General features: G+C 61.1%; 18 protein-coding genes. 13 read left to right on the plus strand and 5 right to left on the minus strand.

Going from position 1 to position 21,049, the window contains the following annotated elements:
* The first annotated feature begins 77 nt into the window (after positions 1-77).
* The 5 genes from QZ190_RS14360 (at position 78) to QZ190_RS14380 (ending at position 6,032) form a co-directional block, all read left to right on the plus strand.
* Complete coding sequence (locus QZ190_RS14360; RefSeq protein WP_291917471.1) at positions 78-1,361, plus strand: PQQ-dependent sugar dehydrogenase; 1,284 nt, start codon at positions 78-80, stop codon at positions 1,359-1,361.
* A 65-nt stretch (positions 1,362-1,426) separates the two neighbouring features.
* On the plus strand, positions 1,427-1,771 hold the full coding sequence (locus tag QZ190_RS14365) for a cytochrome c (RefSeq protein WP_291917473.1): 345 nt from the start codon (positions 1,427-1,429) through the stop codon (positions 1,769-1,771).
* A gap of 184 nt (positions 1,772-1,955) precedes the next feature.
* Complete coding sequence (locus tag QZ190_RS14370; RefSeq protein ID WP_291917475.1) at positions 1,956-4,151, plus strand: TonB-dependent receptor; 2,196 nt, start codon at positions 1,956-1,958, stop codon at positions 4,149-4,151.
* A gap of 131 nt (positions 4,152-4,282) precedes the next feature.
* Complete coding sequence (locus QZ190_RS14375; RefSeq protein ID WP_291917477.1) at positions 4,283-5,131, plus strand: 3-hydroxybutyryl-CoA dehydrogenase; 849 nt, start codon at positions 4,283-4,285, stop codon at positions 5,129-5,131.
* A 94-nt stretch (positions 5,132-5,225) separates the two neighbouring features.
* The gene (locus QZ190_RS14380; protein ID WP_291917479.1) at positions 5,226-6,032 is read left to right on the plus strand and encodes a crotonase/enoyl-CoA hydratase family protein; all 807 of its coding nucleotides are present in this window, start codon (positions 5,226-5,228) and stop codon (positions 6,030-6,032) included.
* On the opposite strand, the gene QZ190_RS14385 is transcribed toward QZ190_RS14380, so the two are convergent.
* A complete protein-coding gene (locus tag QZ190_RS14385; RefSeq protein ID WP_291917481.1) occupies positions 6,026-6,646 on the minus strand; it encodes a potassium channel family protein in 621 nt (206 codons plus the stop codon). The two genes, QZ190_RS14380 and QZ190_RS14385, sit on opposite strands and share 7 nt — an antisense overlap.
* 9 nt (positions 6,647-6,655) lie before the next feature.
* Here QZ190_RS14385 and QZ190_RS14390 point away from each other — a divergent pair, with 9 nt between their 5' ends.
* Positions 6,656-7,675 (plus strand): serine/threonine protein kinase, encoded by a 1,020-nt coding sequence (locus QZ190_RS14390; protein ID WP_291917483.1) that lies wholly within the window; start codon positions 6,656-6,658, stop codon positions 7,673-7,675.
* A gap of 28 nt (positions 7,676-7,703) precedes the next feature.
* Here the strand turns inward: QZ190_RS14390 and QZ190_RS14395 are convergent, their stop codons facing one another.
* The gene (locus QZ190_RS14395) at positions 7,704-8,942 is read right to left on the minus strand and encodes an amidohydrolase family protein (protein WP_291917486.1); all 1,239 of its coding nucleotides are present in this window, start codon (positions 8,940-8,942) and stop codon (positions 7,704-7,706) included.
* A 169-nt stretch (positions 8,943-9,111) separates the two neighbouring features.
* Between QZ190_RS14395 and QZ190_RS14400 the strand changes: the two genes are divergently transcribed.
* Both QZ190_RS14400 and QZ190_RS14405 read left to right on the plus strand, forming a co-directional pair.
* Complete coding sequence (locus tag QZ190_RS14400; protein WP_291917489.1) at positions 9,112-10,707, plus strand: ABC transporter substrate-binding protein; 1,596 nt, start codon at positions 9,112-9,114, stop codon at positions 10,705-10,707.
* A gap of 98 nt (positions 10,708-10,805) precedes the next feature.
* Positions 10,806-12,080 (plus strand): MFS transporter, encoded by a 1,275-nt coding sequence (locus tag QZ190_RS14405; RefSeq protein WP_291917492.1) that lies wholly within the window; start codon positions 10,806-10,808, stop codon positions 12,078-12,080.
* A gap of 27 nt (positions 12,081-12,107) precedes the next feature.
* Here QZ190_RS14405 and QZ190_RS14410 read toward each other — a convergent pair whose 3' ends face one another.
* From QZ190_RS14410 to QZ190_RS14420, 3 genes are all read right to left on the minus strand, one after another.
* Entirely contained in the window at positions 12,108-13,103 is a 996-nt protein-coding gene (locus QZ190_RS14410; protein ID WP_291917495.1) for a glucokinase, read from the minus strand.
* 81 nt (positions 13,104-13,184) lie between these two features.
* Entirely contained in the window at positions 13,185-14,726 is a 1,542-nt protein-coding gene (locus QZ190_RS14415) for a sensor histidine kinase (protein WP_291917497.1), read from the minus strand.
* 25 nt (positions 14,727-14,751) lie between these two features.
* On the minus strand, positions 14,752-15,420 hold the full coding sequence (locus QZ190_RS14420; protein WP_291917500.1) for a response regulator transcription factor: 669 nt from the start codon (positions 15,418-15,420) through the stop codon (positions 14,752-14,754).
* Positions 15,421-15,602: 182 nt separating this feature from the next.
* Here QZ190_RS14420 and QZ190_RS14425 point away from each other — a divergent pair, with 182 nt between their 5' ends.
* The 5 genes from QZ190_RS14425 (at position 15,603) to QZ190_RS14445 (ending at position 20,972) form a co-directional block, all read left to right on the plus strand.
* On the plus strand, positions 15,603-16,856 hold the full coding sequence (locus tag QZ190_RS14425) for an ABC transporter substrate-binding protein (RefSeq protein ID WP_291917503.1): 1,254 nt from the start codon (positions 15,603-15,605) through the stop codon (positions 16,854-16,856).
* Between the two features lie 37 nt (positions 16,857-16,893).
* Complete coding sequence (locus QZ190_RS14430; protein ID WP_291917505.1) at positions 16,894-18,069, plus strand: carbohydrate porin; 1,176 nt, start codon at positions 16,894-16,896, stop codon at positions 18,067-18,069.
* A gap of 105 nt (positions 18,070-18,174) precedes the next feature.
* A complete protein-coding gene (locus QZ190_RS14435; RefSeq protein ID WP_291917508.1) occupies positions 18,175-19,050 on the plus strand; it encodes a carbohydrate ABC transporter permease in 876 nt (291 codons plus the stop codon).
* On the plus strand, positions 19,047-19,901 hold the full coding sequence (locus QZ190_RS14440) for a carbohydrate ABC transporter permease (RefSeq protein WP_291917511.1): 855 nt from the start codon (positions 19,047-19,049) through the stop codon (positions 19,899-19,901). The genes QZ190_RS14435 and QZ190_RS14440 overlap by 4 nt, the downstream gene beginning before the upstream one ends.
* A 3-nt stretch (positions 19,902-19,904) precedes the next feature.
* Positions 19,905-20,972, plus strand: a complete 1,068-nt coding sequence (locus QZ190_RS14445; protein ID WP_291917514.1) for an ABC transporter ATP-binding protein — start codon at positions 19,905-19,907, stop codon at positions 20,970-20,972.
* The last annotated feature ends 77 nt before the right edge of the window (positions 20,973-21,049 follow it).

The raw sequence follows: 21,049 nt of genomic DNA on the forward strand, positions 1-21,049 counted from the left end.
TTGATTGTGGTCAAGCCTTTGGAAAAAGGCTTTTCAAACGGCGATAAGCCATCGATTTCACAGATCAACAACAGGAGATGACGATGAAAATGACCCGACTCAGTGCTGCTTTGCTCGCAGCTGCCCTGGCCACTGGGGTGCATGCCCAGTCCGGCAAAGACAACCTCAACACGATGAAGCAGATGAAGGTTGCCACGACCGATCTGAACATCCCGGTGGTGCCGCAAACCGGCCGCAATGCCGACGCGATCCGCAACAACCTGAAAAAGATCAAGATGCCCGATGGCTTCAAGATCGAGTTGTTTGCGGTGGTGCCCGATGCGCGGCACATGGCCATCGCACCTTCTACCAACATGCTGTTTGTGGGCACCCGCAAAACCACCGTTTGGGCCGTGACGGACCGCAACAGCGACGGCATTGCCGACGAAGTGAAGTCCTTCGCCCCGTCGCTCAACTTCAAGGTGCCCAATGGCGTGTGCTGGACCAAGGATGGTTTCCTGGTGGTGGCCGAGCACAACCGCGTGCTGAACTTCCCGGCCGCTGAATTCTTCTACGAAGGCCCCGACGTGGCGGTGATCGAGGTGGTGCCGCAGGGCAAGCTGATCCCGACCGAACACGAGTCATACAACCACGGCGCTCGCACTTGCCGTGTAGGCCCGGACGGCAAGCTTTACATCACCCTCGGTCAGCCCTTCAACGTGCAGCCTCGCGAGAAGGTGGATGAGTTCAATAAATTGGGCATCGGTGGCATCGTGCGCATGGACCCCTTCGATGGCAGCGGCCGCGAGGTCTACAGCATCGGCATGCGCAATTCGGTGGGCCAGGACTTCAACCCCAAGGACGGTACTTTGTGGTGGACTGACAACCAGACCGACGGCTTGGGCAACGAAATTCCTCCGGGTGAATTGAACCGCTCGACCAAAAAGGGTGAGCATTTTGGCTACCCCTACTGGAATGGCAAGTTCAAGGTGGCTGGCTCTTCCGCTGCCCCTGACTTGAAGGACATGAAAGAGCCCGCCAATGCGGTGTTTCCTCAAATTGAATTCCCAGCGCACCAAGCGCAACTGGGCATGACCTTCTACACAGGCAAACAGTTCCCAGCCAAGTACCGTGGTGGCATTTTTGTCGCCTCGCATGGTTCGTGGAACCGCAGCCCTGCCAGCGGTGCGCTCATCAACTTTGTCTCGCTCAAGGCTGACGGCACCGCGGACAAGTCCGAGGTGTTTGCCGAAGGCTGGTTGAGCCCTGAAACCGGCACTTACATCGGTCGCCCGGTCGATGTGGCCGTCATGAAAGACGGTTCCATGCTGATCTCTGACGATTACGTGGGCGCGATTTACCGCGTGACCTACGGCAACTGATGCCGTGATCGATGAAGGCACCCGCGCTCTGCGGGTGCCTTTTTTCTCATAAGAAGAGGTTGAAGATGTTTTCAGCAAAAGCATTCGGTTTTCAGGCGCTGGGCTTGGCATTGGCCATCAGCTCGGGCTTGGCTTTTCAGGCCCAGGCGGCAGACGCCAAAGCGGGCCAGGTCAAGGCGGGCATGTGCGTGACCTGTCACGGTGCCTTGGGCTTGTCCACCATGCCCAATGCGCCCCACCTGGCTGGGCAACCGGCCATCTACATCGAAGAGCAGCTCAAGCAATATCGCAGCGGCAAACGTGCCAACGAGGTCATGGCGGTGATGGCCAAGCCCTTGACGGACAAGGAAATTGAGAACCTAGCGGCTTGGTATGCGTCGATTCCGATTGAGGTCGGCCAGCCACGTTGAAGGCCATAGGGCCGCCAATCCATACCCATTTCACACACAGCACCGTTGTCTTGGGTGTCCCCAAAGGACTCCGCTCAACAAGACAATGGATTTAAGTTTCAGTGCTCACGGACGCAGGTCCGTGATCCATCGGCAGCCTCACCCTGTTCGATGAACGCCCTCCAAGATCATGAAAGCAGTATCCATGACCACCATCTGCCACACCCCCTTGACCTTCACCCGTTCTCCGCGGCTGGCCCCTGTGGCTTGGGCCATCGCTTTGCTGTGTGCCGCTGGCGCTCAGGCGCAGTCGGTGCCCGTGTCTGCGGCCGAGGTCGATACCGACGCCGGGGCCTTGTCGCCCGTGGTGGTGTCTGCCCAGCGATCAAGCGGTGGCGTTTGGCGTGGCGCGGCCTCGGTCGATGTGGTGGGGGGCGATGAGCTGCGCGAGGGCCAAGCCCAGGTCAACCTGTCAGAAAGTTTGGGACGCGTGCCGGGCCTGGTGATTCGCAACCGACAAAACTACGCCCAGGACCTGCAAATCTCGGTGCGCGGCTACGGCGCTCGCGCCACCTTTGGCGTGCGTGGTGTGCGCCTGTTTGTGGACGGCATCCCGGCCAGCGCCCCTGATGGATCAGGCCAGGCCGCGAACTTCCCGCTGGGCAGCGCCGACCGGGTTGAAGTGGTGCGTGGCCCCATGGCGGCGCTTTATGGTTCATCGTCGGGCGGTGCTTTGTTGCTCTACACCGAAGACGGCCAGCAGCCCGCGCAGTGGCGCACGGGCGTGGTGGCAGGCTCTGACGGCTTGTGGCGCGCCTCCACCCAAATTACAGGCCAGACCGGCACACCGCAGGCTCCGGGCTGGTCGTATGCGCTGGACGTGAGCGGCTTTGCCACCGACGGCACGCGCCCGCAGTCGGCGACTGACCGCAGCACGGCCAACATGAAACTCTCGCGTCCGCATGAAGGCGGGCGCACGGTGCTGGTGTTCAACCGCCACAGCAGCTCGGCGCTGGACCCACAAGGCCTCAGCCGCGTCGAGTTCGATGCCAACCCAGACCAAACCAATGCGGGGGCGCTCAGCTTCAACACCCGCAAAACCGTCTCGCAGACCCAGCTGGGCCTGGCCTTTGAGCAAGCGTTGGGCGGTGGCCACAAGCTGGAGCTCATGGGCTATGGCGGCCAGCGCCAGGTCGTGCAATACCAGTCCATCACCACGGGCGCGCAAGTGCCCGCAGGCAGCTCGGGCGGGGTGATTGATCTGGACCGCGACTACTGGGGCTGGAACGCCCGCTGGCGGCATGACCGCGACTGGCAAGGCGGTCGCCTGTCGCTCAGCGCGGGCCTGGCATCCGACCACCAAAGCGACAAGCGCAAAGGCTATGAGAACTTCGTGGGCAGCGCGCTGGGCGTGCAAGGCAAGCTGCGCCGCGACGAAGTCAACCGTGCCCAAACGCTGGACCCGTACCTGCAAGCCGAGTGGCGCACACAAGAGCTGACACTCATGGGCGGCGTGCGCCAGACCCGCACCGAATACGAATCCAGCGACCGTTACATCGTGGGCACCAACCGTGACGACAGCGGCAGCAAGGACTACACAGCCACCTTGCCCGTGGTCGGTGTGCGTTGGCAGTGGAGCCCATCCGTGCAGGCCTTTGCCAGCATCGGCAAGGGTTATGAAATCCCCACGCTCAACGAAGTGGCTTACCGCAGCGGCGGCGTCTCTGGCTTCAATACTGAACTCAACGCCGCCCGCAGCACCAGCGCCGAGCTGGGCCTGCGTGGTCGCGCAGACAAGCTGCGCTGGAGCGCGACCGCGTTTGACATCCGCACCGACGACGAGATCGTGGTGCAAAACAACACGGGCGGGCGCACCACGTTCCAGAATGCCGGTCGCACCCTGCGCCAAGGCCTGGAGCTGGCGGGCGAATGGCGCACAGGCCCCGTCTCGCTCACCACGGCCTACACCTGGATGCGGGCGAACTACCAGGACGCGTTCTTGACCTGCACCACGGCGGGCTGCCCCAACGCGACCCCGCAGGTGCAAGTGCCGCAAGGCAACCAGATCCCGGGCCTGCCCAAGCAGCAGCTGTTTGCGCAAGCGGCCTGGGACACGGGCTGGGCGGGCAGTCGGGTGACGCTGGAGGCGCGGCATGTGGGGCGCGTGATGGTCAATGACCTGAACACCGATTCAGCGGCGGCACACACCTTGTTCAACCTTGGCGTGCAGTTCAAGCAAGAGCGCGGGGACTGGACACTCAAGGAGTTTGTGCGGTTGGACAACCTGAGCGATCAAAAGCATGCGGGCTCGGTGATCGTGAACGATGGCAACGGTCGTTTCTTTGAGCCGGGTGCAGGGCGCAAGCTGCTGCTGGGGCTGGAGGCCCAGCGCAGGTTCTGAAGGCGGCTTCCTCAGGAACGGTCTTGCTGGCAGTGTTCTGGCTTCGCTTGACCGTGTTCTCAGAGAAGCCCCTGTTCAGCCCCGTTAAGATCATTCCTTTTTGAGTTTTCCACTTTCAAGGAATGAAGAACATGAGCATTCAGACCGTAGGCATCATTGGCGCAGGCACCATGGGCAATGGCATCGCACAGGCGTGTGCGGTGGCCGGCATTCAGGTGGTGATGGTCGACATCTCGGATGCGGCCGTGGCCAAAGGCGTGGCCACCGTGGCCAGCAGCCTGGACCGTCTGGTCAAGAAAGAAAAAATCAGCGAGGCCGACAAGGCTGCAGCGCTGGCTCGCATCCAAGGCTCCAGCAGCTACGACGACCTCAAAAGCGCCCAGTTGGTGATCGAAGCCGCCACCGAGAACCACGAGCTCAAGGTCAAGATCTTGAAGCAACTCGACGCCCTGCTGGCGCCCAACGTGATCATCGCCTCCAACACCTCGTCGATCTCGATCACGCAGTTGGCCGCCGCCACGCAGCGCGCGGACCGTTTCATCGGCATGCACTTCTTCAACCCCGTGCCCATGATGGCGTTGGTCGAAATCATCCGTGGCCTGCAGACCAGCGACGCGACGCACGACGCGGTGCACGACATGGCGCTGGCCCTGGGCAAGACCCCGATCACCGTCAAGAACGCGCCCGGTTTTGTGGTCAACCGCATCCTGGTGCCCATGATCAACGAAGCCTTCTTTGTGCTGGGCGAAGGCCTGGCCGAAGCCGAAGCCATCGACGCGGGCATGAAGCTCGGCTGCAACCAGCCCATTGGCCCGCTGGCGCTGGCCGACATGATCGGTCTGGACGTGTGCCTGGCCGTGATGGAGGTCTACCTCAAGGAGTTCGGCGACAGCAAGTACCGCCCCAGCCCGCTACTCAAAGAGATGGTGGCTGCAGGCCGCTTGGGCCGCAAGACCGGCCAGGGCGTTTACAAGTACTGAGCGTCAGCGGATGAATCAGGGCTGGCCAAGCCAGACCCTGAGACTGTCGCGTTCGTGAACGCGAAACGGCCATGCCGCCCTCTAACATGGCGTCATGAACACCCCACCCCACCCCGAAGGCCAGATCGACTGCAGCGTGCACGGCGCAGTCCTGCAAATTTGCATCAACCGCCCCGCCAAGCGCAACGGTTTCACGCCCAAAATGTTCCGCGAATTGGGGGAGGCCTACACCCGGCTGGACGACGACCCGGCCCTGCGCGTGGGCGTGCTGTGCGCCGCAGGTGCGCATTTCACGGCCGGGCTGGACTTGCCCACCATTGCACCGCTCATGCAGCGCGGCGAAAAGTCGGTGCCGCTGGGCTTGGTCGACCCGCTGAACCTGGGCATGGACGGTTACCGCCGCCGCGTCAAACCCATGGTGGTGGCGGTGCAGGGCATTACCTACACACTGGGCATCGAACTGATGCTGGCCGCGGACATCGTGGTCGCGGCCGACGACTGCCGTTTCTCGCAACTGGAAGTGCAGCGCGGCATCATGGCCACGGGCGGGGCCACGCTGCGCATGGCCGAGCGCGCAGGCATGGGCAATGCGCTTTTGCATTTGCTCACGGCCGATGTGTTTGACAGCGCCGAAGCCCTGCGCCTGAACTTTGTGCAAAAGGTGGTGCCCGCGGGTAGCCTGTTGTCCGAGGCCATGCGCATCGCCGAGCAGATCGCCGCCCAGGCTCCGCTGGCGGTGGTGGCCACACGGCAAAACGTGCTCAAAGCGGTGGAGCATGGCCCGCTGGTGGCCATGCACGACTTTTTGCCGGTGCAGCAGCGCTTGTCGCGCAGCGAAGATGCGGCCGAGGGCGTGCGCTCGTTTGTGGAAAAACGCGCTGCACGTTTTACCGGTCAGTGATCGCCGGGTTGCAACGGGCGGTCGGAGGGGACGATGTCGCGTCGCAATTCGGCCACTTCCTGACGCAAGTGTCTGATCTCGCGCATCAGGTCTTTTTCGATTTGCCGGTCCTCGGCTTCAACTTCATTTTCCATGAAGATGGCCGACAAGGAGGCGGTGACCAGCGACAGAACCGCCAGCCCCAAGAGCACGACCACAACCGAAAATAAGCGCGAGGCATGCGTGGATGGCACCAGATCACCAAAGCCGACAGTGGCGGCCGTGGTGAAGGCCAGCCAAAGCCCGTCAGACAAACTGTGAATTTGGGGATCAATCAACCAAAAACCCACGCCGCCCAGGCCCAAAATGGTCACGGCCAGCAACAGTGAGTAAACCAGGCCTTGATGGATCATCCGGCGAAGACGGCGTTGGTGTAATGACATGCGTTTATTTTCCTCCATCCTTGCCTCAATGCCATCAACTGGTTGGGATCGGTTCTCACCAGGGCGACAAATGCTTGATCTTTCGCAGAGGCCTAAACCTGGCGCTATCGGCCAAAAAAGCCGCTCTGGGTGAGGCCAATACAGACAAGAACACATTGCAGCCGCGCCTTGATTGCAGATGGGCTCGGTCACAATCAGCGCATGACAGAACCGAATGCCTTGCACCCCTACGCCGAACTCACCCCCGACCGGGTGATGGACGCCCTGACCGATCTGGGCCTGTGGCCCGACGGGCGTTTGCTGGCGCTCAGCTCTTACGAAAACCGCGTGTACCGTGCGCACCTGGATGAACCCGTCCAGGGCAGCGTGGCCGTGGTCCTCAAGTTTTACCGGCCCGGCCGCTGGAGCCGGGCACAGATTCAGGAAGAACACGACTTTGCCGCCGAGTTGCTGGCGGCCGAAGTCCCTGTGGTGCCACCCCTGGTGCTCAACGGCCAGACCTTGCACCAAAGTGCGGGCTTCGATTTTTCGGTCAGCCCCTTGCGCGGAGGCCGCACGCCGGAGCTGGACGATTTTGAAGTGCTCGAATGGATCGGCCGTTTCTTGGCCCGTATCCACACCGTGGGCGCGGCCAAGCCCTTTGTGCACCGCCCCACGCTCGATGTGCAGACCTTTGCGCTGGAGCCCGCTGCGTGGCTAAAAACGCACCAAATGATTCCGTTGGAAGTCGAGCGCGAATGGCGCGAAGCCTTTGCGGCGGCGCTGGCCTTGGTGCAAGAAAAAATGGCGGAAGGTGCGTCGGAACGCCGCTTGATTCGCCTGCACGGCGACTGCCACCCGGGCAATATCTTGTGGACCCCCACCGAGCTGCCCGGCGGCGGCCCGCACTTTGTGGACCTGGACGATGCCCGCATGGGCCCGGCGGTGCAAGACCTGTGGATGCTGCTGTCGGGCGACCGCGGACAGCGCACGCAGCAATTGTCGGCTTTGCTCGATGGTTACGAGCAGGTGCGCGACTTTGACCGCGCCGAGTTGCGCTTGATCGAGCCGCTGCGCACCTTGCGCCTGATCCACTACAGCGCCTGGCTGGCGCGGCGTTGGGAAGACCCGATTTTCCCGGTCAACTTTCCGTGGTTTGGGACGCCCGACTATTGGCGCGGCCAGGTGCTGATGCTGCAAGAGCAAGTCGAGCAGATGCAGGAAGCGCCCCTCAGCGTTTGAAGCGAGCAGGGCGCATCGGCCCGTGGGCTCAAGCGGGCAGGCCTTGCTTGTAAAACTTGCCGTCCTTCATGATCGACAGGATGTTCTCGCCCTGCCCCAGCAGGCACGAGATGTCGGCGAGCGGGTTGCCCTGCACCAGCAGCAAGTCGGCCTTGGCACCGGGTTTGATCACGCCCAATTGGCCGGGCATGTTCAGCAGTTCGGCCGCATTCACCGTGGCTTGTTGCAAGGTGGCGCCTGCGCCCAAAATGCCGGCGCGGATGCGCAGTTCTTCGGATTGGTGGCGGTGCGACTCGCCCAGCAAGTCGGTGCCCAGCGCCATCTTCACGCCCGCTTTGGCCAGCAGCTCCAGCGCCTTTTGGCCCTGGCTGCGCACGGTCTCGATCTTGGCCACCGACACGGGCGGCAGGCCCAGACTGGCGCCTTCGTTGGCCAGGGCTTCGTAAGTGATCAGAGTGGGCACCATGAATGCGCCACGCTCGGCCATGAAGGCGCATGTGTCGGTGTCGATCAGGTTGCCGTGCTCGATGCTGCGTACGCCAAAGTCCACCGCACGGCGGATCGCCTTGGGCGTGTAGGCGTGGGCCATGACGTAGGTGCCTGCGTGCTCGGCCTCGTCCACGATGGCGCGGATTTCGCCTTCGGAGTAGCCCAGGTAGTGGATCGGGTCGTTGGGCGAAGCCACGCCACCCGAGGCCATGATCTTGATCTGGTTGGCACCCTTCATGATCTCTTCGCGCACGGCCAGTCGCACGTTGTCCACGCCATCGACCACACGCGCCAGCGCCCCCACGCGGGTGGAGCAGGCACAGGTTTCCAGTTCGTCGCTGCGGGGGCGGCCATCGCCGTGCCCCCCGGTTTGCGACAGGGCGCGGCCTGCGGCAAAAATGCGCGGACCTTCGACCAGGTCGGTGCGGGTGGCCTCGGCCAGGTTCCAGTCGGCACCCCCAGCGTCACGCACGGTGGTGAAGCCGCGCATCAGCATGCCCTTCATGATCGGGATGGCCCGCAAGGTGGCAAACACATTGGGCTGCTGGCTGTTGTAGGTCAGGTTCAGGTGCGAGGCGATCACATGCACATGGCAGTCGATCAGGCCGGGCATCAGGGTCAGGCCCTGGGCCGAGAGGGTTTGTGCGCCTTCGGGCACGGGCAGCTTGGGGCCCACGGCCTGAATCAGTCCATCCAGGACCCACACATCGGTGTCAGGTAAAAGTTTCAGGGTTTCAACATCCAGCACATTGGCCGATTGGATCAGGATCGAGGTCATACAGCGTTTCAAAAAATGCCAAGGCAGGGTGCGTCGGCATGAGGAACCAAAGGCCATCATCTCAGCCGTTCATGGCCTTGGACACCGCATAAACCCTAGGTTTTCAGTCTTGCGCCTGCCCAGCCTGCTGCCTAGAATGAAATGTCAACCAACCAAGACAGGAATCTGCATGTTGAAACCAATCCTTCGTTCCACGCGCCTGCTCGCGCTGGCCATCGGCATGTCTGCCACGCTGGTCTCCGTGAGTGCCGTGCAAGCCAACGAGCTCAAGTGGGCTGCGCAAAACGACATCCTGACGCTGGACCCGCACGCGCAAAACCACGCCACCACCAACAACATCGTGGGCCATGCCTACGAACCCCTGGTGCGCTACGACCGCAACTACAAAGTTGAGCCTTCGCTGGCCACCAGTTGGCAGGTGGTCAACCCCACCACGGTGCGTTTCAACCTGCGCAAGAACGTGAAGTTCCAGGACGGCTCGGCCTTCACCGCCGACGATGTGCTGTTCTCTTTTGACCGCATTCGCCAGCCACAAGGCACCATGCAAATTTATGTGGCCGGTGTCAAAGCCATCAACAAGATCGACGACCACACCATCGACGTCGTGCTGGACAAACCCAACCCGACCTTGCTCAACAGCTTCACCACCTTCTACATCATGAGCAAGGCCTGGGCGGTGAAGAACAAGTCCGAAAAAGTGCAGGACTACAAGGCCAAGGAAATCACCTTCGCCTCCACCAACGCCAACGGCACCGGGCCCTATGTCATCAAGGAGTGGGTGGCCGATCAGCGCCTGGTCATGACGGCCAATAAAACCTGGTGGGACAAGTTGCCCGGCAACGTGACCGATGTGATTTACACCCCCATCAAGTCCGACCCCACCCGCATCGCCGCTTTGTTGGCGGGTAACGTGGACATCGTGACCGACTTGCCCACACAAGACGTGGCCCGCCTGCGCTCCACACCCGCCTTGTCCGTGCTCGATGGCCCGGAAGTGCGCACCATTTTCATTGGCGTTGACCAAGGCTCCAACGAATTGAAATACGGCTCCAAAGGCCCCAACCCCTTCAAGGACGTGCGCGTGCGCAAAGCCCTGAACATGTCGATTGACCGGGTGGCCATCCAGCGCAGCATCATGCGCGGCCTGTCGGTGCCCGCGGCCATCATGGTCGCGCCTGGTGTCAATGGCCACACGGCCGAGTTGGACAAAGTTGCACCACCCGACCTGGACGGTGCCAAGAAACTGCTGGCCGACGCCGGTTACGCCAATGGCTTTGACTTCACCCTCGACTGCCCCAACAACCGCTACGTGAACGACGAAGAGGTGTGCCAAGCCGTGGTCAACATGTGGGCCAAAGTGGGCATCCGCGCCAAGCTCAATGCCACCAACTTCAGCAGCTTCATCAGCAAAATCCAAAACTTTGACTCCAGCGCTTACCTGCTGGGCTGGGGCGTGGCCACTTACGACGCGCAGTACTCCCTGCAGTCCCTGGTCATGACCCGCACCACGGGCTCGGATGGCAACTTCAACTTCCTGAAGATCAGCAACGCCAAGGTGGACGCCCTGACCGAAGCCATGAAAACCGAAATGGACAAGACCAAGCGCGACAACATGCTCAAGGAAGCCTTGACCATCACCCGCGACGAAGCCCTGTATGTGCCACTGCACCACCAGATGCGCCCTTGGGCCATGAAGAAGAACGTGGGCATCGCGCACAACTCCAACGATGCGCCCAAGATGTACTACGCCACCGTCAGCAAGTGATCTTGTGTTGACCCACCCTGCCCCGCCCGCGCGGGGCAGGGTTTCAAGCGCGAACGTGGCCATGCGCCCCACGGGGCTTGCAGCCACGCACAGCCACCATGCCTTCGCCTTCTTCCCCCCAAGCTGACCCACCTCGCGCCCGCACGCCTTGGCTGGGCTTTGCCGTCGTCGGTTGTGGTGCCGCGATCGCGCCGCTCGACTTTGCGGTCAACATGGCTTTTCCTGCCATGACCGAAGCCTTTGCCTTGGCCACGGCCGACATCCGCTGGGTGGCGGTGTGCTACGTCATCACCTACGGCAGCCTGATGCTGTTTTGTGGTGTGCTGGGCGACCGCCTGGGCCACTTGCGCGTGTTCCGCTGGGGCTTGGCGCTGTCGGCGTTGGGTTTGGCGGCCTGTGCGGCGGCAACGGCGTATGGCGGCTTGCTGGCCGGGCGGGTTTTACAAGGCGTCGGGGTGGCGCTGACTTTGTCCTGCGCGCCAGCCTTGGCCATGGGCTTGCTGGCTGCCGGGCAGCGCACGCAGGCGCTGTCGGTGTATGGCGCCATGTTCGCGGGGGCTGGTTTGCTGGCCCCTTTGCTCGGGGGGCTGAGCATGCTGCACTGGGGCTGGGCCGGGGTGTACGGTTTTCGGGTGCCGATTGTGTTGCTGGCCTGGCTGTGCACGCCTTGGCTGGCCCGTCGCCTGCGTGCGCAGACCTTGAGCGCTCCCGGTGATGCCAGCCAGGCGAGCAGCGTGCGTGGTGTGTGGGGCTTCATGCGGCGCGATGCCGATTTCGCCTGGATCAACCTGGTCAATGTGGGCGTTCAGTTTTGCAGCTTCACCATTGCACTGAGCTTGCCTTATGCCTTGCCTGCTGCGGGCTGGGGCGGCACCGCCACGGGGGCCATGCTGGCCCTTTGGCTTTTGGGTGTGCTGGTGGGTTCGGGCGCAGCCCCTGCGCTGCTGCGCTGCATGAGCCTGCGCGCTGCCGACCATGGGGCGCAAGGGGTCATGGCCTTGGGGCTGGCCTGGATCGGCGCGGTGTCGATGGCGAAAGCCTGGCCCTTCATGGCCCTGGCTTTGTTGCTTCAGGGTGTGGGCTTGGGGGTGTTTCAGGTGGTCTACGCCGACCAGGTGGTGGCCCGCTTGCCGGACTCGTCGCGGGGCCTCTCGGGCAGCCTGACCCTGGTGACCCGCACCGTGGGCATCGTGGCCGCCGCCATGGTTTGGTTGTGGTTGATGCAATGGCTGCAAACCCAAGCCCTGGCGCAAGGGGCTTCGCCCCCTCAGGCCATTTGGGCGGGCACCATGGGCCTCACGCTGTGGGCATCCGGTGTGGCCTGGGTGTTGGTGGGGCTGAGTGTGTGGCGTCAGGGCAGGCGCGCTGGCTGAGCCAGTGTCCAGCCTGGCAGGCGGTGATCAGCGCCTGACCGTTTGCACACCGAGCGCCATGGCGCAGCCAATCAGGGCTGGTTGCTCGGCGCGGATCACATAGGTCGGGATGCGTTGCATGTAGCTGGCAAAGCGGCCTTTGGCCTCGAACGCGGCCCGAAAACCCGAGCGCGCGAAGTAGTCACCCAAGCGGCCAATCACACCGCCCCCGATGTAGACGCCGCCGCGTGCCCCCAGCGTCAAGGCCAGGTTGGCGGCGGTATGGCCCAGCAGGCGGCACATGCGCTCGAGCGCTTCTTCGCAGGCCACATCTGTTGCGGCCAAGCCGCGTTCGCTCACCTGCGCGGCGACCAGGGCTTCGGGCTCGGTGCCGTTGAGTTGGCAAATGGCGCGGTACAAATTCTCCAGACCCATGCCCGAGATGACCCGCTCGGCCGAGACATGGGGGTAGGTTTGCCACAGCACGCGCAGGATGTCGGCCTCGCGCTCGCAGCTGGGGGCCAGGCTCACATGCCCGCCTTCGCCCGCAATGGGCACCCACTCGCCGCTGCGAGAGCGCACCAAAGATGACACGCCCAGGCCTGTGCCCGGCCCGATCAGACCTTTGGGTGCACCATGCACCGGCTCGCCCGAGCCGATTTGTTCCAGATCGCGGCCATTCAAAGCGGGTGCCGCCATGGCCATGGCTTCCCAGTCGTTGAGCATGAGCAAGTGGTCCAGACCCAGCGCCTGGCGCGTGGCCTCGATGGAAAACTGCCAATGGTTGTTGGTCATCTTCAGCACATCGCCATCGATCGGGTTGGCGATCGCAATGCAGGCTTGCGCCACCGATGGCTGCCCCACTTGCTGCAGATAGGCTTGTGCGGCGGCGGCCAGGTCGGGGTATTGGCTGGTGGGCAGCGTCACTTCGTGTGTGATGGGCTGCTGGTCGCCCTGCACCAAGGCAAAGCGGGCGTTGGTGCCGCCAATGTCGCCCAGCAGGTGGGTTGTTTCAGAGGGGGTTTGGATATCCAGGGTGTTCATGGCGTTCAAGTGAGTAGGCTTTGAGCATATCCGCGCAAGGCGGGCTTTCGGCCTGCATGGGAGGTCAATGGGTTCAGATTTTTAAGGGTGATGCTGGGGCTTCTGTGGTTGGACCATCGGCAACTCGATGCGCACCCCCAGGCCCTGCGGCTGAGCGTCGAACAGCGTGACCCGCCCTGCGTGGCGCTCCACGATTTCTTTCACAATGGCCAGCCCCAACCCGCAGCCCTCTCCCGTATCCGTGGCGCGCACAAAGCGCTCGAAGACGCGATCGTGGTCTTCGGGCGCGATGCCAGGCCCGTTGTCGACCACTTCGAGTTGGGTGGTTGAGGGGGAAAGGGGCGATGGCCGTACGAGCACCGTGACCTGGCTGCCCGGGCCCGCATAGTGCAGTGCGTTGTCAATCAAATTGCTCAGGGCTTCGCGCATCAGCAACTCGTTGGCCTCTATCCAAACAGGGCTGTCGGCAGGCGGTGTGGTGTCATCGTCTGCGTCTTGATCCATGCCCAGGTCGATGTTCAGGCGCAGGGCCCGGGGCACCCACTCGGCGGTGACCGACTGCGCCATGCGCTGCAGGTCAAACTGTTGGCGGTCTTGCGCCATGACAGATTCGGGCTCGGCTCTCGCCAGGGTGAGCAGCTGGTTGACCAAGTGTGCGCTGCGTGTGGCGCTGTCGTGCACGCGCTGCAGCCTGGCGCGAAGTTCAGGGTCGGTGGCCGATTGCAGGGCGATTTCTGTTTGACTTTTCAGGCCTGCCAAGGGGGTGCGAAGTTGGTGCGCGGCATCGCCGATGAAGCGTTTTTGTGTGGCCACGGTGTTTTGCACGGCCGCCAACAAGGTGTTGATGGCCGTGGCCAACGACCACAACTCTCGCGGTGCCGAAGCCAGTTGCAAAGGGGCCAGGTCCGTGGGGGCGCGCCCTTCGACTTGTTGGCGAAGACGGACCAGCGGTGACAAGCCCGCGCGAATGCCCAGCCACACGATCAGCGTCATGAGCAGCACCAGACTGGACATGGGCAGCAGCATGTCGACCAGAATGCGCCGGGCCAACTCTTCTCGGTTGGCGCTGCTGCGAGCTACTTGTACCAGCATGGTTTGCGGGGCGGCCTGGCCATCGCCAAAGCTCAGGTAAAGCGCGACCACACGCAGGGCTTGCCCTTCGGGCAAAGTTTGCAAGTGGGTGTTGTTGGGGGGCATGGTGCCATCGTAAAAGTAGGGCGTATCCAGCAGGTGCGTGGTGGGCGCTTGCTGTGGAGCCGTGGCGCGTGGCGGGATTTGCACAGGCGGCGGTGGCAGTGCTTGGTTGCCCAAAATGAACTGACCCGGTGGTGAGCTGACCGTGTACAGCAGCCGATCCTGGGGGTCGGCCTCCAGGATGTCTTGCGCTGCTTTGGGGAAGTCGATCAACAAACCATTGCCTATGGGCTTGAGTTGCCTGGCCAATGAGCGACTGGCTTGCAGCAAGCTGGCGTCAATGGCCTGATTGGCGTAACCCGCGGCAAATCTGTAAGTGACCACGCCGCCAGCCATCCACAACACCAACTGCGGCAGCAGCAGCCACATGAGAAGTTGGCGTGCAAGCGACACCCCAGCTTGGCCTGTGGGCGCGCGCGTGATGGTCATGGCAATGAGGTCAAAACAGACGGTTTCAGGCTTCTGCCTCAAGCAAATAGCCCAGCCCACGTACGGTTCGGATGACCAGACGTGCGCCTTCCAGTTTGCGGCGCAACCGATGGATGTAGACCTCGATCGAGTTGCCGCCACCCGTTTCGCCACCTTCGTCAGACCATGCTTGGTGAATTTGCTCCTTGGTCACCACTTTGTCGCGTTGTTGGACCAGCAGTTCCAAAAGGGTCCATTCGCGACCGCTGAGCTCCAGAGGCTCGCCTGCCAAAAGGGCACGCCGTGTGGCCTTGTCCAGTGTCAAGCCGCCTGCCAATGTGGGTGTGTTGGCCGGTTGGCTGCGCCGCAGCAGGGCATGCAGCCTGGCCAGCAATTCGGGAAAGTCAAAGGGCTTGGTCACGTAATCGTCGGCACCGGCTTGCAAGCCCGCTACCCGGTCGTCCAGCGCATCGCGGGCCGTCAGCAAGAGCACAGGCAATGCAGTTTGGGTTTGGCGCAGCTGTTGCAGAACGGCCAGGCCATCGCGCATGGGCAAGCCGATGTCCAGTACGGCAATGTCGAAATGCTGCTTTTGTAGCAAATAGTCGGCCACGGCCCCGTTGGGGGCGTGTTCCACGTCAAAACCAGCGCTGCCCAACTGGGTTTGCAGGGCATCGGCCAGCATGGCATCGTCTTCGGCAAGCAGCAATTTCATCCCCGAAGCTTAATGGATTGTTGATACAACTGGTGATAACAACCCACATCAGGCCTCAGGGTTTAACCTAATGTTAATAAATTAACAAAATATTAATATTCAGCCGTCGAGGTCTTGGCAGTCCGATCCGCCACCTCGCACATCAACACAGGGCCATGTTTGGCCACAAAAGGGAGACACTCATGAAAACTTTAAAAACATTCCAACGTTCGATCTTGGTCACAGCCGCTGTGCTGGCCGTGGCAGCGCATGCCGGTGAAGTTGAGGTGCTGCACTACTGGACCAGCGGAGGCGAAGCCAAATCGGCCGCTGCCCTCAAGGCCACGTTGCAAGGCAAAGGCCACAGCTGGAAGGACTTTGCCGTGGCAGGCGGCGGCGGTGACAACGCCATGACGGTGCTCAAGTCGCGCGTGGTCTCGGGCAACGCCCCGGCTGCTGCGCAGATCAAAGGCCCTGCGCTGCAAGAGTGGGCGGCTGAAGGCGTGTTGGCCAACATCGACGATGTGGCCAAGGGAGAAAAGTGGGACAGCCTGCTGCCGCCCGTGGTGGCCAACGTCATGAAATACAAGGGCAACTACATCGCCGCCCCTGTGAACGTGCACCGCGTCAACTGGCTGTGGACCAGCAACGCGGCCTTCAAAAAGGCCGGTGCCAAAGTGCCCACCAACTGGGACGAGTTTTTTGTGGCGGCTGAAGCTTTGAAGAAAGCCGGCATCATTCCCGTGGCGCACGGCGGCCAAAACTGGCAAGACTTCACCACTTTTGAAAGCGTGGCTTTGGGCGTGGGCGGTGCTGACTTCTACAAAAAAGCCCTGGTGCAACTGGACCCCGCCACATTGACCGGTGCCACCATGACCAAGGTGCTCGACACATTCAAAAAGGTCAAGACCTACACCGACAAAAACGCCCCGGGCCGCGACTGGAATCTGGCCACCGCCATGGTCATCAAGGGCGAAGCGGGCATGCAGCTGATGGGTGACTGGGCCAAGGGCGAGTTTGTGGCCGCTGGCAAAAAGCCTGGTGCCGACTTCACTTGCACCGCAGCCCCTGGCACTGCCAAGTCCTTCACTTTCAACGTGGACTCGTTTGCCATGTTCAAGCTGAAAAACGAAGCCAACGCCAATGCCCAAAAAGACCTGGCCTCAGCCATCATGTCCACCGAGTTTCAGGAAATCTTCAACCTGAACAAGGGCTCCATCCCAGTACGCCTGAACATGAACCTGGCCAAGTTTGACGACTGCGCCAAGCTCAGCTCCAACGACTTCGTGTCCACAGCCAAAAGCGGTGGCCTGGTGCCCTCAGTGGCGCACGGCATGGCCATCGGCTCGGCCACTTCAGGCGCGATCCAGGACGCGGTCAGCCAGTTTTGGAACGACGACAAGATGAGCAGCAAAGACGCTCAAGCCAAGATCGCTTCGGCCGCCAAGGTCAAGTAATTGCACCCCTCAAAAAAACGAAACAGAGAGAAACTCCATGAAAAAAATCATCTTGAGCGCCATTGCTGTGGCGTGCATTGCACAAGTCCAAGCTGCCGACGGCTTTGAGTTCTCGGGCTATTCGCGTGGCGGTGCTGTCCTGAGCTACGACAAAGACAACAACGTCAAAGGGGGCCTGAGCCTGGGCGGTGACTTGCAAAAATTCCGTTTGGGCAATGAGGGCGACTACGGCATCGAAATTGACCTGATCAAAAACTTTGATGTCAACGGCATCAAATACAAAGTGCACTACATGCCCTCCAAATGGAAAGACGGAGAGTTGAGCACCAACCAAGCCTTTGTGGAAATGTCCGGTTTGTCCTTTGCGCCGGAAGCCAAATTTTGGGCTGGCCAGCGTCGCCTGCGAATCCAGGATGTTCACATCGTCGACAAGTTTTTGATGGACTATGGTGACACCCAAGGTGCTGGCGTGACCGGCGTTAATTTGGGGGCGGCCAAGTTGGGTGTGGGTGTTTTCACGGGCGATACCTTTGACAAACAAATGGCCAAGGGCACATCAGCCAGAAAACTGAACGTCGATTTGTCGGACATCCAAGTGAACAAAGACGGAAAACTGCGTGTGTTGCTCACACAAGTCTTGACAGAGGGCTTGGCGGGCGGCAACTCCGGCAGTGCGTTGGCGGTGTCGCACACCCAATCGAACTTGGGCATGGCGGGAATGACCAATACGCTGTTCCTGCAAACATCAAAGGGTCACGCTGAAGTTGGCGGAAAATTCCAGGACCTCGGTGGTGTCGGCAAAAAAGTCACACGCATTGCAAACACCATCAACTGGCAGTCCGGTCCATTGGGTGGCCAAGCGGTGATCGGCGTGCAAACCAATCAGGATGAAGGCTCGTCTGTCAAACGCACCGACAGCAGCTTGGGCGGCCGCATTTCATATGCGCTGAATCAAAACTTCAAGTTCTTGGCAGAGGCCGGTGCGACCAGCAGCACCTTCAGCGACAACAGCCCCAAACAAACTTTGAACAAGATCACGATTGCCCCCACCTTGGCCGTGGGTGGTGATTTCTGGTCTCGCCCCGAGTTGCGTTTTTATGTGACCCGTGCCAGCTGGAACAAAGCGGCGGCAACGGCCAACAGTGCAACGTTCGGGATGAACGGCAAGACCTCGCAAACGCTGGCCGGCGTTCAATACGAAATCTGGTGGTAATTCAAACACCGGATCGGGTGCTCTAAACGGTTGAGCACTGTGTCACGCGGTAGCGGCGTTCGCCTGCTTCCGCGTTTTTGAATTGGATTGACGAAGAGTCACCGCATGAAGCCCCTTCAAAAAACTGAGCCCTGGTTACCCAAAATGGTTGTTTTGCCGTCGTTCGGCATCAGTTTGCTGTTCATCTACGGCCTGATGGGCTGGAACGGCTACCTGTCTGTTTCGGCCTCTCGCTTGCTACCCAATTACGAATTTGTGGGCCTGCAGCACTATGCCGCCCTGATGGAAAGCGACCGCTTTCAGGTGGCCATGAGCAACATGGCTGTGTTTGGGGTTTTGTTCATTGGCGGTGCCATGGCATTGGGGGTGTTGCTGGCCATTTTGCTCGACCAAAAAGTGCGCGGCGAAGGCGTCTTGCGGACCATCTATTTGTACCCCATGGCGATCTCGTTCATCGTCACAGGCACCGCCTGGAAGTGGATGCTCAACCCCGGTTTGGGGCTGGAGCACTTGATGCACAGCTGGGGCTTTTCCAGCTTCAGCTTTGATTGGCTGGTGCAGCAAGATATGGCGATTTATTGCGTGGTGATTGCGGGCGTTTGGCAAAGCGCGGGTTTTGTGATGGCGCTGTTTTTGGCGGCGCTGCGCGGCATTGACGACTCGATCATCAAGGCCGCGCAAGTCGACGGTGCCAGCTTGCCCACGATTTATTGGCGCATCATTTTGCCCAGCTTGGGTCCGGTGTTTTTCAGCACCTTGCTGGTGGTCTCGCACTTGGCCATCAAGAGTTTTGACCTGGTGATGGCGCTCACTGCGGGTGGCCCCGGCTATGCGACCGATTTGCCCGCCACCTTCATGTATGCCACCGCCTTCACACGCGGGCAAATTGGTGTGGGCGCGGCCAGCGCCACAGTGATGCTGGCCACTGTGGCGGCGATTGTGGTGCCCTATTTGTATTCTGAATTGCGGAGCAAACGATGAACCGCCTGAATTTTCATCGCCTGATTTTGTGGTCCATGCTGCTGCTGTTTGCAGCCTGGTTTCTGTTGCCGCTCTATGTAATGCTGACCACCTCGCTCAAAGATGCTGAGCAGCTTCGCACAGGCAACCTGCTGAGCTTGCCCACTGCGCCCACATTGGACGCGTGGTTCAAAGCCTGGGGCAGGGCCTGTACTGGCGTGCAGTGCGAGGGCTTGAAGCCATTTTTTTGGAATTCGGTGTTATTGGTGGTGCCTGCGGTGCTGCTGTCCACCTTGATTGGTTCGCTCAACGGCTATGTGCTCAGCAAATGGAAGTTTCGTGGCAGCGAGACCCTGTTCGCCTTCATGCTGTTTGGCGTGTTCATGCCCATGCAGGTGGTGCTGCTGCCCATGAGCCAAGTGCTGGGTTGGTTGGGCGTGGCCAGTTCCATCTGGGGCTTGATGCTGGTGCACGTTGTAGCGGGCATCCCGTCCACCACACTGTTCTTTCGCAACTACTACATCGGCCTGCCGGACGAGTTGATCAAAGCCGCGCAGCTCGATGGCGCGGGCTTTTGGTTGATTTTCCGCCGCATCGTGCTGCCGCTGTCGCTGCCCATTTTGGTGGTCACGTTGATTTGGCAGTTCACCAACATCTGGAACGACTTTTTGTACGGCGTGGTGTTCTCGGGTGCCGACAGCAAGCCGATCACCGTGGGCCTGAACAATCTGGCCAACACATCGAGCGCCGTCAAGGAATACAACGTGGACATGGCGGCTGCGTTGATCGCAGCATTGCCCACCCTGTTTGTGTACGTAGTGGCAGGTAAATATTTTGTGCGCGGCCTGACGGCTGGCGCCGTCAAGGGGTAAATCATGGGCGCACTGGCCATTCGCAACATCCACAAGACCTACAACCAGACGGTCCACATCCTCAAAGGCATCGATCTGGAGATCGCCGCTGGAGAATTTTTGATCCTGGTTGGCCCCTCGGGCTGCGGCAAATCAACCTTGCTGTCGATGATCGCGGGCCTGGACCACCCCACCAGCGGCAGCATCCACATTGGCGAGCGCGAGGTGACCCACCTGCCCAGCAAGGACCGCGACATCGCCATGGTGTTCCAGAGCTATGCGCTCTACCCCAACATGACGGTGGCGCAAAACATCGCCTTTGGCCTGGAGATTCGCAAGGTGCCCAAGGCCGAGCGCAAAGCCGCGGTGGACCGTGTGTCGGCCATGCTGCAAATTGGCCACCTGTTGGACCGCAAGCCCGGGCAACTCTCGGGCGGTCAACGCCAGCGCGTGGCCATGGGCCGGGCTTTGGCGCGTGACCCCAAGCTGTTTTTGTTTGACGAACCTCTATCCAACCTGGACGCCAAACTGCGCGTGGAAATGCGCGCCGAAATCAAACTGCTGCACCAGCGCACGAAAACCACCACGGTGTATGTGACGCACGACCAGGTCGAAGCCATGACGCTGGGCGACCGAATTGCGGTGATGAAAGACGGTCTGGTGCAACAGTTCGGCACACCGGGCGAGATTTACAACCGCCCGGCCAACCGCTTTGTGGCCGAGTTCATTGGCTCCCCGGCCATGAACATGGTGCACGCTGAGCGATCAGGCCATGCCTTGACCGCCCATGGTGTGGCGCTGGCGATGACCGACGCGCAACGCGCTGCGGTGCAAGTGCATGGCAGCGGTGATTTGGTCTATGGCCTTCGCCCTGAGAGCATCGGCTTCGCCGCCACAGGTGTACCCGGCAAGCTCAGCATGATCGAGCCCACGGGTCCGGAAACCTACGCCACGGTGGATACCGCTGCAGGCCCGCTCACAGCCCGCATCCCTGGGGTCCTGCAAGCTGCGGTGGGTGATGCGGTACACCTGCAATGGTCAGCACAAAGCGCGCATTTGTTTGACCGGGTGACTGGCGAAAGAGTGGGCTGAGGTGGGTGCGCTGAGGGTGGGATGTGATTGGAAGGTGGGCGTGATGGCTGTGAATGCCTTCACGCTTATTTCTTTGG

Origin of the sequence: Limnohabitans sp., from assembly GCF_017848645.1 — a bacterium.
Lineage (GTDB): Bacteria > Pseudomonadota > Gammaproteobacteria > Burkholderiales > Burkholderiaceae_C > Limnohabitans_A.

What these genes read in the sequence shown, in the direction of transcription:
- QZ190_RS14360 (WP_291917471.1), top strand. Translation starts at nt 78, where the DNA reads ATGACGATGAAAATGACCCGACTCAGTGCTGCTTTGCTCGCAGCTGCC.
- QZ190_RS14365 (WP_291917473.1), top strand. Translation starts at nt 1,427, where the DNA reads ATGTTTTCAGCAAAAGCATTCGGTTTTCAGGCGCTGGGCTTGGCATTG.
- QZ190_RS14370 (WP_291917475.1), top strand. Translation starts at nt 1,956, where the DNA reads ATGACCACCATCTGCCACACCCCCTTGACCTTCACCCGTTCTCCGCGG.
- QZ190_RS14375 (WP_291917477.1), top strand. Translation starts at nt 4,283, where the DNA reads ATGAGCATTCAGACCGTAGGCATCATTGGCGCAGGCACCATGGGCAAT.
- QZ190_RS14380 (WP_291917479.1), top strand. Translation starts at nt 5,226, where the DNA reads ATGAACACCCCACCCCACCCCGAAGGCCAGATCGACTGCAGCGTGCAC.
- QZ190_RS14390 (WP_291917483.1), top strand. Translation starts at nt 6,656, where the DNA reads ATGACAGAACCGAATGCCTTGCACCCCTACGCCGAACTCACCCCCGAC.
- QZ190_RS14395 (WP_291917486.1), bottom strand. Translation starts at nt 8,942, where the DNA reads ATGACCTCGATCCTGATCCAATCGGCCAATGTGCTGGATGTTGAAACC.
- QZ190_RS14400 (WP_291917489.1), top strand. Translation starts at nt 9,112, where the DNA reads ATGTTGAAACCAATCCTTCGTTCCACGCGCCTGCTCGCGCTGGCCATC.
- QZ190_RS14405 (WP_291917492.1), top strand. Translation starts at nt 10,806, where the DNA reads ATGCCTTCGCCTTCTTCCCCCCAAGCTGACCCACCTCGCGCCCGCACG.
- QZ190_RS14410 (WP_291917495.1), bottom strand. Translation starts at nt 13,103, where the DNA reads ATGAACACCCTGGATATCCAAACCCCCTCTGAAACAACCCACCTGCTG.
- QZ190_RS14415 (WP_291917497.1), bottom strand. Translation starts at nt 14,726, where the DNA reads ATGACCATCACGCGCGCGCCCACAGGCCAAGCTGGGGTGTCGCTTGCA.
- QZ190_RS14420 (WP_291917500.1), bottom strand. Translation starts at nt 15,420, where the DNA reads ATGAAATTGCTGCTTGCCGAAGACGATGCCATGCTGGCCGATGCCCTG.
- QZ190_RS14425 (WP_291917503.1), top strand. Translation starts at nt 15,603, where the DNA reads ATGAAAACTTTAAAAACATTCCAACGTTCGATCTTGGTCACAGCCGCT.
- QZ190_RS14430 (WP_291917505.1), top strand. Translation starts at nt 16,894, where the DNA reads ATGAAAAAAATCATCTTGAGCGCCATTGCTGTGGCGTGCATTGCACAA.
- QZ190_RS14435 (WP_291917508.1), top strand. Translation starts at nt 18,175, where the DNA reads ATGAAGCCCCTTCAAAAAACTGAGCCCTGGTTACCCAAAATGGTTGTT.
- QZ190_RS14440 (WP_291917511.1), top strand. Translation starts at nt 19,047, where the DNA reads ATGAACCGCCTGAATTTTCATCGCCTGATTTTGTGGTCCATGCTGCTG.
- QZ190_RS14445 (WP_291917514.1), top strand. Translation starts at nt 19,905, where the DNA reads ATGGGCGCACTGGCCATTCGCAACATCCACAAGACCTACAACCAGACG.